Origin of the sequence: Bradyrhizobium sp. I71 (assembly GCF_022354745.1) — a bacterium.
In the GTDB taxonomy this organism is placed as follows: Bacteria; Pseudomonadota; Alphaproteobacteria; order Rhizobiales; family Xanthobacteraceae; genus Bradyrhizobium; species Bradyrhizobium liaoningense.
Window position 1 is genome coordinate 3,972,205 of sequence record NZ_CP059398.1, and the last position, 14,283, is coordinate 3,986,487.

Here is a 14,283-nt window from a genome sequence, read left to right on the forward strand (position 1 = left end):
TTGGTTGCTTCGCAACAGCAGGCGGAACGATGAAGAATGCTCTGACGTTCGCCGCTGTTGCCGAAGCTGCCACCGGGTTGGCTCTGCTCGTTGCCCCTGCGCTGGTCGGCCAGCTGTTGCTGGGTGAGCGGCTGACAGGCATCGCAGTACCGGTCGCGCGCGTCGTCGGGATTGCCTTGATTGCTCTCGGCATCGCATGCTGGCCGGGGCCGCCGCTTGTCGGGATGTTGAGCTACAGCGCGTTGGTCACGCTCTATCTCGGCTACGTCGGCTTCGCGGATGGATTAGTCGGCGTGTTGCTGTGGCCGGCGGTCACGCTTCATTTGCTGCTGACCTTGTTGCTTGCTCGCGAAGCTGCTCTGCTCGGTCCTTCCGGTCGGTAAGCACCCCTTACGAATGTGTACCGCATTTGGCGCGCCATCGAGCCAATTGTCTTTGGGGCCTGCGGTGATCTTCTTCGACTTGATGCAGATCAAGGTTCGCACCGCGACCCGGACCCAGCCTTTCGATGCAAATTATTCAAAGGGGATACGCCATGGATTTCAGCATCAGACATTTGGGGGCAGCCGCGTTGATGCTCTCGACCGCCGCGGTTTCGGCAAATGCGGCCGACATGCCGACCAAAGCCTACGTTCCCGCGCCTGCCGTCGCGCAAGTCTACAATTGGACCGGTCTTTATGTGGGGGTGAACGGCGGATACGGCTGGGGCTCGCAGGATCCCTTGACGCTCGTTTCCAACAGGTTCGATCGCACAAGCTTCAATATCAGCGGCGGAATGTTCGGCGGCACGATGGGCGCGCAAATTCAGCAGGGCATCGTCGTGCTGGGCGTCGAAGGTGATCTTGATTGGGCAAACATCAAGGGCAATGGCGTCTCCACTCCGACCATCGCAGGCGTTCCCCAAGCCATCACGCTCAACATCGCATCAAAAATCAGCGCCGTAGGAACAGCAAGGCTGCGCGCAGGCGTCGCCATGAACAACTGGCTGTTCTACGCCACCGGCGGCGCGGCGTTCGTCAAATCCAGCGCCGACGGCACCTCGATCGCCGGCTCTGCATGCGGAACGGCCGGCGTGCTCACGAACTGTTCTGCTTCGGCGTGGCGGCCGGGACTGGCGGTCGGTCTCGGCGCCGAGTGGGCGTTCACTCAAAACTGGTCCGCAAAACTCGAATATCTCTACATCGCCACTGTCGGAGGCGGTGCCAATACGGACCATCTGAATACGGTTCGTACCGGCAATTCTAGCATGCGAACCGGTATCGACGAATTCGTCTGACCGCGAACGCGCATTCTCTTTGGATATCGAACGGAGCACGTCATGATGAAGCGATCAATCGTATTCTCGGGTCTACTGATGGTTGGGTTGGCGTCTGGTTTCGTAGCCGCAGGCACGGAACCGGCCAGTGCCGTGGTGTACTGTCAGTATGTCGCATATCCCGTCGGCTGCGTTGCAAGGGCCGGTGTCGTGCTTCGGCCGCGACCGGTCGCGCGCGCCGTGGCGACTCCCGGCGTTGGAGTCCCGGGCACGCCCATGAACCGCGGTGGCCCCGTCAACCGAGCGGGCAGGCGCTGAGGCGACCAACATCGGCGCGGCATCGGATCGTGTTCGATTGTACCGGGAGAGCAATCATGAAACTGTATCGATCAGTTCTCGCCGCTGCGGGCGTATTGAGCCTGTCGTTGCTGGTGCCCCTTCCGGCAGCCGGCCAGCAGGTCAATGGTACTCTCGGTGCGCCCGGTGCAACCTCGACGATCGGCGGCAAGCAACTGCCGCCGCCAGACGCGAAATTCGGCGGCGTCATCAAGGATGGAGCGCTGCAGTCGACGCCCTGGTGGGCGCCGCGCATCGTGCCGCCGAAGGGCGCGCCCAACGTACTGTTGATCATTACCGATGACGCCGGCTTTGGCGTGCCCAGTACGTTCGGAGGTGTCATACCGACCCCGACCATGGATCGCATCGCCAACAGCGGCCTTCGGTACAACCGGGTCTTTTCCACCGCGCTGTGTTCTCCGACACGCGCAGCGCTGATCACGGGACGCAACCATCACTCGGTCGGGTTCGGTGTGATCTCGGAGCAGTCGACCGGCTTTCCCGGCTACAACAGCATCATCTCCAAAGACAAGTCCACGATCGGGCGCATGTTGCTCGACAACGGTTACTCGACGTCGTGGTTCGGCAAGGATCACAACACGCCGGCCTTCGCAGCCAGCCAGGTTGGTCCGTTCGATCAGTGGCCGACCGGCATGGGATTTGAATACTTTTACGGCTTCGTTGGCGGCGATGCTAACCAGTGGGAGCCGAATCTCTTCCGCAACACGACGCAGATCTACCCGTTCCTGGGCAAGGAGTCGGGGACCTGGAATCTGGTTACCGCGATGGCGGACGATGCCATTGACTGGATGACGCGGGTCCATCAGACCGATCCGTCGAAGCCGGTCTTCATCAAATACGCGCCCGGTGCCACGCACGCGCCGCATCATCCGACCAAGGAATGGGTCGACAAGATCAGCAAGCTGCATCTGTTCGACGAAGGCTGGAATAAGGTGCGCGATCGGATCTTCGAGAACCAAAAGCAGCTGGGCGTGATTCCGAAGGAGACCAAACTGTCACCCTGGCCAAAGGATATCCTGAAGGAGTGGGACCAGCTGACAGCCGACGAAAAGAAGCTCTATATTCGTCAGGCGGAGGTATTCGCCGCCTATGAGGCCTACAGCGATCACGAGATCGGGCGCGTCATTCAGGCTTTTGAGGATCTTGGCAGGCTCGACAACACTCTGATCATCTACATCAATGGCGACAACGGCACGAGTGCCGAAGGCGGCCCGATCGGTACGCCCAACGAGGTGGCCTTCTTCAACGGCGTGCCGGTGCCCGTCGATGTCCAATTGGCCAAGTATTACGACGTGTGGGGTACCGAACACACCTACAACCACATGTCGGCCGGCTGGTCGTGGGCTTTCGATGCGCCGTTCTCCTGGTTCAAGCAGAACGCCTCGCAACTCGGCGGCACCAACCAGAACATGGTTGTGTCATGGCCGGCTCGCATCAAGGACAAGGGCGGGCTGCGCGAACAGTTCGTTCACGTGATCGACGTGGTGCCAACGATCCTCGAGGCCGCGGGCATCCGCGCTCCCGAGATCGTCGACGGCATCAAGCAGGCGCCGATCGAGGGCACGAGCTTCGCCTACACGTTCGAGGCGGCGAACGCGAAGGCCGCGTCGCGGCACAAGACGCAGTACTTCGAGATGATGGGCCAGTGGGCCCTGTATGACGACGGGTGGTTCCTGAGCACCAAAGTCAATCGCGCGCCTTGGGAGGCTTTCGGCCCCGCCAATTCCGACCCGCTGAACAACCAGACACTTCAGCTGTTCAACTTGAGCCAGGACTTCAGCCAGACCGAGGATCTTGCCGCGAAGAATCCGCAGAAGGTCAAGGAGATGAAGCAGAAATTCATCGCCGAGGCCAAGAAGTATCAGGTCTTCCCAATGGACGCCTCGGTCGCCGCGCGAATCGTCGCGCCGCGCCCGAACATTACGGCCGGTCGTTCCGAGTTCGTCTACACCCGGCCGATGACGGGATTGCCGCAAGGCGACTCGCCGCTGCTGCTTAACACCTCTTATGCGATCATCGCCGACATCGACGTTCCGACCGGTGGGGCGGAGGGCATGATCCTGACGTCGGGAGGACGCTTTTCCGGCTACGGCTTCTATCTCCTGCAAGGCAAGCCGGTGTTTCTTTGGAACATGATCGATCTCGAACGTATCAAGTGGGCGGGGGCTGAGGCGCTTCCGCCCGGACGGCATACGGTCGAATTCGACTTCAAGTACGAAGGTACTGGCGTCGGAACGCTTGCGTATAACAACTTCAGCGGCCTCGCCCAACCCGGCACCGGTACGCTCAAGGTCGACGGCAAGGAAGTCGATTCGAAGCGCATGCCGAAGACGCTGCCGATGATCCTGCAATGGGACGAGAGCTTCGATATCGGCTCGGATACGCTGACCGGCGTGAACGATGCCGACTACAAGCCGCCTTTCCCGCTGACCGCCAAGCTCAACAAGTTGACGATCAAGGTCGACCGTCCACAACTGTCACCTGCAGACATCAAGAAACTCGAGGCAGCAATGACCGAGAAAGCCAAGGCGGACTGATTTGGCCGCATCATGAGGGACGTGCTCCGTCAGCTGTTTCTCGATGTGCCACGAGCCGTCCCAATCCCGAGGCGGCGGGTTCGCTCTGATGCTTTCGATGCGTTGAAGTATCGCGATCGACGGTCCGTCGCCAGGCATCACCTCCAGTGAGGCACCAGGCCTCGCGAGTGCATCGTCCCATCGTCGCTCGCGGTAGGCCGGGTGCCCTTCCAGATACCTATCTCGCAGCGCATGTCTGCAGCTCCGCGTCGCCGGGACAGCCCGAAGGCGATTTCGCCAGCGCCCCCCGCTACGGCGAATCCATCTTCCCCGCGGGTGAGGGCCATCACGGGATTTCCTTCGTATTTTCAATGACCGTGCGGCTGGCACACGCCTTGCGAAGTGGAGAGGGACGATGAGCGTCGCGCGGTTGCGATGGCCTGGCCTCGGGAATTCGGAATGCCCAGCCCACTAACCGAATACAGTCCCGAATGGGAAACTTTCGAGGCCGAGGCGTCGGGGCTGGCGGATTCGGATCGCCGCGAGATCATCGACGAATCCACTGAGCTCGATCTCGCCAGTGAATTGCTGGCGGTCAGCAACGAGCTGGAGCTCGACCAGTTTCTCGGCGATCTCATTCGCAAGGTCGGCCGCGCGGCCGGCTCGATCGTGCACTCGCCGCTCGGCAAGGCGATCGGCTCCGGACTGAAAAGTGCGATCAAAACGGCGTTGCCGCTCGCAGGCGGCACGCTTGGGACTTTCGCGGGCGGACCGCTCGGCGCTTCGATAGGCAGCGGACTGGCCTCCATGGCTGGGCGAGCATTCGGCCTCGAGCTCGAGGGACTGGGCCCGGAGGACCGCGAGCTTGCAGCGGCAAGACGCTTCGTGCGCTTCGCCAGCGAGGCGGTGGGCGACGCGATCGTGGCACCGCGATCGCAGGACCCGGCGACAACAGCTCGACTCGCAATCGCGGCTGCGGCGCGGCGCAACGCGCCTGGATTGTGGCGCTACGGGATTATCCCGCGCGGCCGCAAACGTCGGCGGCAGTCGCAGCGCGACCGTTCGGGCGGACCCATCCACATCCGATCTGCGGAGGACAGCATGCACAACATTGGCCGCATTCAGCTCGAAACCGATCCCGAGTTGGAGAACTACGAAGCCGGGCAGCTCGAATGGCTCGGCGAAACCGTCTTCAGCGAGGCCGAGGAGATGGAGCTCGCCGCGCAACTGATGGAAGTCAACAGCGAGGAGGAGCTCGATCAGTTTCTCGGCGACCTGATCCGCAAGGCCGGGCGTGCGCTCGGCAGCTTCGTGAGCTCCCCGTCCGGCCAGGCGATCGGCGGGATCCTGAAAGGCGCGGTGCGGCAGATCCTGCCGCACGCCGCGGGTGCGCTCGGCACGTTCGTCGGTGGGCCGCTCGGTGCGCAGATCGGCAACGGCCTCGCGTCGATGGCGGGCAACGAGATGGAAGCGGAAAGTTTCGAACAGGAGGATCGCGAATTCGCCGGCGCGCGGCAGTTCGTGCGTGTCGGCGCCGACGCCGTCAGGAACACGGTCGCGGCGGGGCCGCATGTCGAGGCGATGGAGGCGGCGCAAGCCGGTATTGCCCAGGCGGCGAATGCGCTGGCTCCGGCGTTGCTGCGGCCGCCCGCTCCCGACCTGGGACCATGTCGCTGCGGCCAGCGCGGCCGCTGGCGGCGTCGCGGCAACAAGATCGTGCTTTACGGCGTTTAGGGCAGGGTATTGTGATCGGCTCCTTCGCAAAATCGATGCTGCTGCACGAGACGCGCGCCCTGCTGGCGCGGCTGGCGCTGGTCAAGCCGTTTGCGCTGCAGGAGCCGATGCTGCCCGCCGCCGCGTTGCTCCCGGCCGCGGAGGTCGCGATCGACCGCTTCCTGCTCGCCGGCCGCCGCGAGCTGAGGCTCATGGTCGGCCGCTACCTGGCCTGGCTGAACGCGGCGGGTGACGAGGTCAGCGCCGAGGAGGCGCAGCGCCGTTTCGCGGTGCTGCGCCTCAAGTTCAACGCGGTGCTGACCCAGTTCGACACCTTCGCAGACGTGATCACGCAGCGTAGCGAGAACGAGTCGGGCGTCTGGCTGTCCGGGCTCGACGTGGTCGCGGCCGAGGCCCTCGCGCTGCCCGGCTATTACGATCCGCCGCCGGTCATCTGCTATCTCGATCGCGACATCGGCGCAGCGATACGGCGCGCGCGCACGCGCATGCCCGGCGGCGGCGAGAGTCCGGTGGCCATCATCCGCGTTCCGCGCGAGCGCATGGTCGGCACCAGCATCGCGTCGTCGCTGGTGCATGAGGTCGGGCATCAGGCGGCGGCCTTGCTGGACCTGGTCAATTCGCTCCGGCCGGCGCTGTGGCGGCTGCAGCATGGGGCCGGAGCCGCCCGCCGCGCCTGGCAGTTGTGGGAACGCTGGATCTCCGAGATCGTCGCCGATTTCTGGTCGGTCGCGCGGGTCGGAATCGCGTCCACCCTCGGGCTCATCGGTGTCGTCAGCCTGCCGCGCGCCTTCGTGTTCCGCCTCAACGCCGATGACCCGCATCCGATGCCGTGGATCCGCGTCAAGCTCAGCGCGGCGATCGGAGATGCGCTCTATCCGCACCCGCAATGGCAGCGGCTGAGCGCGACATGGGAGTCGTTCTACCCGGCGGACGGCGTGGCGGCGGAGATACAGGCGCTGCTGCAGGAGTTGCAGGCGACCATGCCCGCTTTCGCGGCCGCGCTGATCAACCACCGGCCGCCGGCGTTGCGCGGCCGGTCGCTCGCCGAAGTGATGGACACCGGCGCGCGGCAGCCCGCGCGGCTCGCTGCGCTGTTCCAGTCCTGGCAGGCGCGGCCGTCGGAAATGTATCGCGCGAAGCCGACGCTGGTCTTCGCCGTGATGGGACAGGCGCGCTCGGACGGCAAGCTCGGTCCCGAGGACGAGAGCCTCTTGCTCTGCAAGCTGCTCACCTTCTGGGCGCTGCGCGCCACGTTGGACATGTCGGAAATCTGTGCGGCCGCGCCGGTTGCGCGCGCCCGCGCTGCATGAAGGCTCAAAGGAGGATCAGATGATCAAGAAGATTCAGACGGTAGAGCTCGAAGCCAATATCAACCTGGTTCTGCGGAATAGTGACACCGTGACCCTCACGGTCAATCTCTCGGATCTGGAGCTGGAGAGGATCACGACGGAGCACGGCCCGCTGGTGTTCGCAATCGACGGCGTGGATATCGACCTCGATGCACACAATCCGCGAATGGCACGATGGACGCCGCCGGAAAATATAACGACACGGGTGCACCGCGCGACGGTCGCCGTGGCCGGCCATGAGATCGGTGAGACGTGGATACACACCGTGCGCACCGCCAAACAGCCCGAGGACATGCCGGTGTGGGATTTCCACGTCGACGACGACGACAAGGGAGTTGAAGAGGGCGAACCAATCAAGCTCACAGTGGGAGGTCCATCGGTAGAGAGCGCCAAGCTGCATTGGCGTTTCGACACCGGCAACAAGGGGGCGATCCGTAACGTCAAGGTCGAAGCCAAATCGGTAACTGCCTCCTGGGATACGAGCGGGATGTTTGCCGGGACGCACACCGTCAGTGCCCTGCTGGTGGACGAGCGGGGAGCCGCCGTAATGCGCGGGCACGATCCTGTAGTCCTTAGCGACACGGGACGCGTCAGGGCGCAGCCGCTCGGCCGCGGCGACACGTTGCGGGTGTCACTGCAACGTCCGGCCGCACTACGCACCCGTGACCAGGCATTCTGGTCGCTGATCCGCAGTTGCACCGGGCAGATCAGCGGCGCTCGTTATGCCGAGTTCATCGAAGGCGTGCTCTGTAAGCAGAAGACCGACCTCCTCGGCCGCGGTTCGATGCTCGCGAGCCGGCTGGTGCGCGACGCGCGCGATCTGCAGCCGTTCAGCTACGGCGTCGGAGCCTACGAGCTCTTGAAGACCGCTACGCAGGTGTTCCTGCTGCTCGAATGCGGCGGCTGTCATGCGGAGATCAAAAATCTCGATCCGGACGACGAGTCGCTGCGCTTCGGCGAGCAGGTGACGCTGGAGGATCTGCGCGCGCGGCTCTGCGCCTACATCCCGCACGGACAGCTGCCTTACATCAAGCGTGTGCTCGATAGCGCTTTCCAGGGCGAAAAGGAGATCGCCAGCCTGCACTGCTATGGCGTGCTCAGCTCGCGGATCCAGGTGCCGTGCCTGCTCGAGCTGATCTGGTCGTACTGGCACGAGGAAGGCATGCTGGTGCAGAGCATCGGCGCCATCGCGCGGCGCTTCCAGAACGTGCGGGCGCGGGGAGACCGCGATCCGCTCGCCCATCTCGAGATCGATCCGCTGCGTCCGCTCGGCAACCTGTTGTGGGGCTACATTCAGGACGAGCCGAACCTGCTCTCCGTGAAGCGCCGCGCCTATGAATACGACCATCAGTATGGCCTGCAGCTCTACGGCAAGGCGGTGCCGCCGCTGCGTTCGGCGGACAGCCGGTCGAAATTCCTCGAGGCATTCCACCATCTGCTGCACCGCTGCTCGATCTTCTACAAGGAGGACAACGACACAACGGTGATCGCCGACGGCTTCGCGCTGCTCAACGCGCTGCAGGAGGTGCACATCCTGCTGGCCGAAGGCGCGAACAACCAGTTCGGCGATCTGCCGTGGACGGCTCGCGCCGAGATGCTGATGCAGCAATGGCTGCTGTCGCGGCCGGAGATGCGCGACTTCCTGCAGGGTCGCCGCATGGTGCCCTACAAGGAGCCGTGGATGGCGACGGTCGACACCATGAAGGCGCTGCAGGGATGGACCGACATTCCGGTCACCTACTTCCGCGACCTCGGTGTCTATGGCGAGCAGATCCTGCTGACGATCCGCTACGGCGACTGGATCGACGTCAACAACGAGGAGGCGGCGAAGAACTGGGCCCGCTCCTGGCGACCCGAGGTCCAGGGATACCTGCACGCCTACCGTGCCGTCACCGGCATGGATCTCACCAATGCCGAGATGGTCGACCACACCATGCCGGCGATCCACCTTCAGAACCGGTTGGCGATGCAGCGGTCCCGGTGAAGGGCCGCCGCGGCAGCGTCACTGAGATCTCGTCTCCGGCCGCGCAACCAAACTGTCAGCGAGGACATCATGAACAGGGCATTCGAGAGCGAACGCAGCGATTTCGAGTTCAATTCCGAGATGGACGAATTTGGCGAGGCAGAATTCGGCGAAGCGGAGTCCGATGAAGCCGAATTCGGCGAAGCGGAGATCCGCGATCACCGGCGTCGGTTGCCGCGTCTGCCGCCGCGCGCTTACCCGCAACGGCCATACGCATCACGCGTCAGCGCACCGTCATTCCGCTACTCGCCGTCCGGCCGGGTTTCGCGCTACTACGCGGCGCGTCCCTATCGTTCGACTGTCTATGGTTCGCGTCCCCTTGGAGCCCGTCGGTGGTGGCCGGCGCGGCCGGTCTATGGATCGCAGGCTTACGGGATGCAGCAACCGGTACGTTATGGCTACTGGCAGCAGCCTTATACGGCCGGCATAGCCCCGCGCTGGCGCCGCTGGCGTCGCTGGTATGGCGGCGGCTGGCCATACGGCCAGATGCGGTACCCGCAGCCTTACGACGAACCGCAATATCCCGAGCCGGCTTATGTCGAGCCGCCGCCACCGCCTCCGGTTGTTGCGCCGATGGTGCAGATGGCGCCGCCGCCTGTCGCCGAGCCGCCAAGTCCGGAGCCGGCCGAGCCTCCAGCGCCGCCGCCCACCGGCCAGTCAGGCGAGTTCTTTATCGAGCCGGAGGCCTTCGAGTTCGAGTCGGAATACGGCTACGAGGGCGAACAGGACGAGTTCGAGGACGAATACGAACAGGGCTGGTACACGCCGAAACGGCTCACGGGTCGGTGTCCAGCCTACGCCCCCGGCGAGGTCGCGAAGTCGAGGACCGAGGCGGGTCACCTTCCTGCCGATGTCTTCCCGCAGCCAAGCCAGGCGCTGGTCGCAGACTTCGGCGTCGATTGGCGCCATACCAAGCCGAGCCTCGCCCATGACGCCACGCTGCAGGCCTGGCTTGCGAGCGCAATCGCCGAGATGCGCGCCAATCCCGCGGTCGGGCTCTCGGTCATTGGCTTCAGCGATTGCGTGGGGCGTGAGAACAACAACAGCTTCCTGCGCCGCGGCCGGGCCGAACGCGTGAAAGAATTGCTGCTGCGGCTCGCGGGTCCTGACCGCGCGTTCCTCAGTTCGAGGCTCGACGCCTGGGCGGCACCGAGCGACGAATTCATCGCCGACAACGGTACGGTTGCCGGGCGCGCGCAGAACCGCGGGGTGCTGATCATGAAGTCGGAGATCATTCGCGTCACCGGGGCCGCGCCCGGTCGTGGCCGGCGATCAGGCCAGTAGCATACTGACGACAACGGGAGGGTGACATGACGAGCCCATTCAATATCTCCCGGAAGCCGTTCGAATCCGTCGCGCCTGCGCCGCGCGACGGATTCGAGCGTCCTTCGCCGTTCCGCACCCACAACCTGTGGCCGGCGCAAGGCCGGGCGACGCCCGAGGAGTTCTATATCGAACCCGAGGCGTTCGAATTCGAGCCGGAGTTTGACGAGTACGAGAACGGATGGGCCGAGTCCGAAGGCGCCTTCGATGAATATGAAGCGCCGACGCCCCGGGCAGTGTGTCCTCCGTATCAGCGGGGCGAGGTGGAGAGGTCCCGAACCGCGCAGGGGCATCTGCCATCCGACGTCACCAGGCCCGGCAGCGGCGGCTTGCTGGTCATGGACTTCGGCGTCGATCAGCCCACTCCGAAGGCGTCCCTGAGAAGAGAAGCCGCGCTGAGGAGCTGGCTCAGCGAGATCATCCAGGTCGCTCGCGCCAATCCCAGCACCACCATCTCAATCACCGGATACAGCGATTGCGTCGGCCGGGAGAAAGACAATCGTGCCCTTCGCCTCGGCCGCGCTCGACAGATGGCGCAATTGCTCCAGCAGCTTGCCGGCTCCGACTGGAGGTACCTGGGCGGGAAGGTCCGAGTTGCCGCGGCATCGCCCGGTACTTACATTGCCGACAACAGCACGGTGCAAGGACGCGCGCAAAACCGTGGCGTGCTCATCGAGAGTAGGCGCGAAATTTCATTTGCTCAGGAGCCTGTCAGAGCGCGCTTCCCGGCCCCCACGCCCAACATCGAGGAAGACCCCGAATATATCGGGCGGGTCATCCTGAGAGCTCGCGAGCTGTTTGGCCGTACCGGCAAGTGGGACCAATTCGGCATGCCCATCAACGAGGCGAAGCGACGGCGAATCCTGTGTCTTGTTGACCAGATTGCACGGCCCGGAAACGACATGCGGTATCTGACGGCTGACGCGGTGGACCGGTACGACCGGTACGTTGACATGACAGAACCGGAATTCAGCGACGCGATCGAGTTCCTGATCCCGTCCGTTCGGGCCTGGGGCCAGGCCCCCCACCTCGCCAAACCAGGTCCGAAAAAGACAGACAAGGAGATCTGGCGCGACATGACCATCCTCGAGGAGAATATCCGTGGCGGCATACGCATGATCAATCAGATGTTCGAGCTGCGACAAAGCGCAGTGTCGCAGCGTGTGCGGCGGTTGAGAGACTGGGTGGCAAAGCAGCAGATCAATCCTCTCAGCCTCTACCCTTGCTTCAAATGACGATGCTCATCGAAACGATCGCGCGGAGAAACGAGGGAGCGACTGTGGCAAGCGACTTCGGGATCCCGCCGGACACGTTCGAATTCGAAGCCGGATTCCCGGCGGTCATCGCGCCACGGTAAAACGCTTCGACCGATCCTCTCGACCAAAGCGGAATGGCTTTAGGTTGAATCGATCACCGCGGGTCGTTCACCTCTCCCGCAAGCGGGAGAGGGAGTGCACCTCCGTCGCTGTCGCAATCAAGCTTCATCCCATCACGCTTTAAGTGCCCGAATTGCCGTTGTGAGCGCGCCGCGCGGCGCGTCGCATCTGCAGCGCACGGTCCGTCACGCCCAGGCGCTGCGCGGCGAGCTGCAGGCTCCCGTCCTCGCTGTCGATGGCGATGCGTATGGCGGTTTCGGCGGCGGCCTGGCTGATTTCCTTCAATCCGGCTCCAATGTCGACCGCATGGCGGATCGCCTGCTCGAAATCCGCGTTGAGCCACTGGCCATCTCCGGCGCCGACCGCGGGATATTCGTCGACGGGCACATCGCCGACGGTGATCGGGCCCGGTCCGACATGGCGGCTCGCGATGCGCGCCACAAGATGTCGCAAATCCCGAACGTTGCCCGGATATACCCGCGCGAGCAGCAAACTGCGCACCGCGGGCTCGAAGTCGAGGTCCGGAATGTCGGGGCGGAACACGCGCAGAAAATGCCGCGCCAGCGGCAGGATGTCCTCGCGTCGTTCCTGCAGGCTGGGTACCCGGACCACCCAGCTGGCGATGCGATAGTACAGGTCGTTGCGGAAACAGCCGTCCGCGATCGCGTCGATCAGGTTCTTGTTGGTTGCACTGACGAGGCGAAACGCGGCATGCCGCCAGACGTTGCCGCCGACGCGCTTGTAGGTGCCCTCCTGGATGACGCGCAGCAGCTGCGCCTGCAGCGGCATTGGGAGTTCGCCAACCTCGTCGAGAAACAGCACACCGCCGTCGGCCGCCGCGAAAGCGCCGTCGCGCATCGCCACGGCTCCGGTGAAGGCGCCGCGTTCGTGTCCGAAGAACTCACTGCCGGATAGTTCCGGCACGATCGTCGTGCAGTCGACGACGACAAGCTCGCTTTCGGCCGCGTTCGAATCCAGCTGATGGACGAGACGCGCCAGCAACTCCTTGCCGGTGCCGCTCTCGCCGGTCAGCAGGACAAAGGCGGACGTGAAGCGGGCAATCTCGATCACTTGGCGCAGCGTCGCGCGCCACGCTGCGGTCACGCCGACCAGCCGGTCCATGACCGCTGCGGATTGCATGAGCGCGTCGACGGCCTGCCAGCGCGCGAACCGCGCCTTGATGCGTTCGGCGACGCCGGGTGCCGACGACCATGTCAGCAGGTCCGATGCGCCGGCGTGCAACAGCTGCCAGGCCTGCGCACCGTCTGCGGCCGTGCCAGCGGTCTCCAGCACCAGGACCCGCCCGTGATTGCGCGTGTGCTCGCGTACGAATTCACAGATGTCCTCGTTCAACCGCGCGATACACAGAATTCCGTCGCCCTCCGCACTGGAATCGAAGGGGCGTGGGCGAATGCCCGCGCCGGCAAGCGACTCGAGCAATGTCTTTCGGTCGCAGGACTCGTTCTTGTCCCATACATGCAACCACGGCTCACGATGCATGGCCTGCTCCGGACAGGAAATACAGGACCTCGCGATCCTGCCCTCAGGTGCGAACGGCTATTACGTGATCATCAGTGCCGTGCCGGAATTCCCGGCACTAAGCGCTTGCGAGCCGGGCAGTGCGAAGGCTGCCTACTCGATAGCAACGACATTGAAGCAAAGGGTGGCTCGATGGAGCTCCGGCAACCGAAGAATATGATCCAACACCAAACACGGGGCGACTCCAGAACGCAGAATCGACGCGGCAAGGGGTAGAACTTCATGCTCGCTCAGCTTGGCGGGAGTTTCTCACGCTGGCTGAAATCGGGAAAGACCCGAATCTGTGCCGCTGGAAAAATTCCATCGAGGAAGCAGGATGGCGCTTGCGGAAATCTAACCATGGCCTCAACCGGCGGTTGTGAATGCTGTTTCCCCAGGCCTGATGATTCCAAATGGATTGATTCGATTTAAGCGGGAATCCTTCTCTTTCCGCCAATCAAACCTCATCATTTGCAGCTGCTCGATCGGAAGATAGTCTGTGCGGGAGGTTCTTATGCGGACCCCACGGACGTAACTTCCGATCGCAAGATCGGGGCTTGAGGCGACTTGCATGATGTTCTGGCGGGTCGGTTCGTCACCGCATCGCTTGATCATCTCCACGAGTGCCGGCGACATGTTGAATGCAATCAAGGGAGGGCTCTCCGAGCAATCGGCTTCGGGTAATATCGATCGAGGAAGGCCCGAAAATCCCGCATGATAGGGAAGTCTGCCCATTGCGGGTCCGTCACGTCCATCTGATAGCCCGCGCTGAGAATTCCAAGCGCGTTCTACAAACCGGCAGGCCTTATTACAGCGCCGACCGAGACACGTA

The 14,283-nt window shown here is 63.6% G+C and carries 10 protein-coding genes; 9 read left to right on the plus strand and 1 reads right to left on the minus strand.

The window, feature by feature from the left end:
• The first annotated feature begins 29 nt into the window (after nucleotides 1-29).
• The 9 genes from FJV43_RS19335 to FJV43_RS19375 all read left to right on the plus strand — a co-directional run bounded on the left by FJV43_RS19335 (nucleotide 30) and on the right by FJV43_RS19375 (nucleotide 11,792).
• A complete protein-coding gene (locus FJV43_RS19335) occupies nucleotides 30-383 on the plus strand; it encodes a hypothetical protein (RefSeq protein WP_239619983.1) in 354 nt (117 codons plus the stop codon).
• A 152-nt stretch (nucleotides 384-535) separates the two neighbouring features.
• The gene (locus tag FJV43_RS19340; RefSeq protein ID WP_239619984.1) at nucleotides 536-1,276 is read left to right on the plus strand and encodes an outer membrane beta-barrel protein; all 741 of its coding nucleotides are present in this window, start codon (nucleotides 536-538) and stop codon (nucleotides 1,274-1,276) included.
• 42 nt (nucleotides 1,277-1,318) lie between these two features.
• The gene (locus FJV43_RS19345) at nucleotides 1,319-1,573 is read left to right on the plus strand and encodes a hypothetical protein (protein ID WP_239619986.1); all 255 of its coding nucleotides are present in this window, start codon (nucleotides 1,319-1,321) and stop codon (nucleotides 1,571-1,573) included.
• 56 nt (nucleotides 1,574-1,629) lie between these two features.
• A complete protein-coding gene (locus FJV43_RS19350; RefSeq protein ID WP_239619987.1) occupies nucleotides 1,630-4,149 on the plus strand; it encodes an arylsulfatase in 2,520 nt (839 codons plus the stop codon).
• 438 nt (nucleotides 4,150-4,587) lie between these two features.
• Nucleotides 4,588-5,862 (plus strand): hypothetical protein, encoded by a 1,275-nt coding sequence (locus FJV43_RS19355; protein WP_239619989.1) that lies wholly within the window; start codon nucleotides 4,588-4,590, stop codon nucleotides 5,860-5,862.
• Between the two features lie 11 nt (nucleotides 5,863-5,873).
• Nucleotides 5,874-7,172: a hypothetical protein gene (locus FJV43_RS19360; protein ID WP_239619991.1), complete on the plus strand. Its 1,299-nt coding sequence runs from the start codon at nucleotides 5,874-5,876 to the stop codon at nucleotides 7,170-7,172.
• Nucleotides 7,173-7,191: 19 nt separating this feature from the next.
• Nucleotides 7,192-9,195: a hypothetical protein gene (locus FJV43_RS19365; RefSeq protein WP_239619992.1), complete on the plus strand. Its 2,004-nt coding sequence runs from the start codon at nucleotides 7,192-7,194 to the stop codon at nucleotides 9,193-9,195.
• Between the two features lie 69 nt (nucleotides 9,196-9,264).
• Entirely contained in the window at nucleotides 9,265-10,518 is a 1,254-nt protein-coding gene (locus FJV43_RS19370; RefSeq protein ID WP_239619994.1) for a hypothetical protein, read from the plus strand.
• A 26-nt stretch (nucleotides 10,519-10,544) separates the two neighbouring features.
• Nucleotides 10,545-11,792 carry a hypothetical protein gene (locus tag FJV43_RS19375; RefSeq protein ID WP_239619995.1) on the plus strand — a complete coding sequence of 416 codons (1,248 nt, stop codon included), beginning with the start codon at nucleotides 10,545-10,547 and terminating at the stop codon, nucleotides 11,790-11,792.
• 261 nt (nucleotides 11,793-12,053) lie between these two features.
• Here the strand turns inward: FJV43_RS19375 and FJV43_RS19380 are convergent, their stop codons facing one another.
• Nucleotides 12,054-13,433 (minus strand): sigma 54-interacting transcriptional regulator, encoded by a 1,380-nt coding sequence (locus FJV43_RS19380; protein WP_239619997.1) that lies wholly within the window; start codon nucleotides 13,431-13,433, stop codon nucleotides 12,054-12,056.
• Nucleotides 13,434-14,283 lie beyond the last annotated feature (850 nt).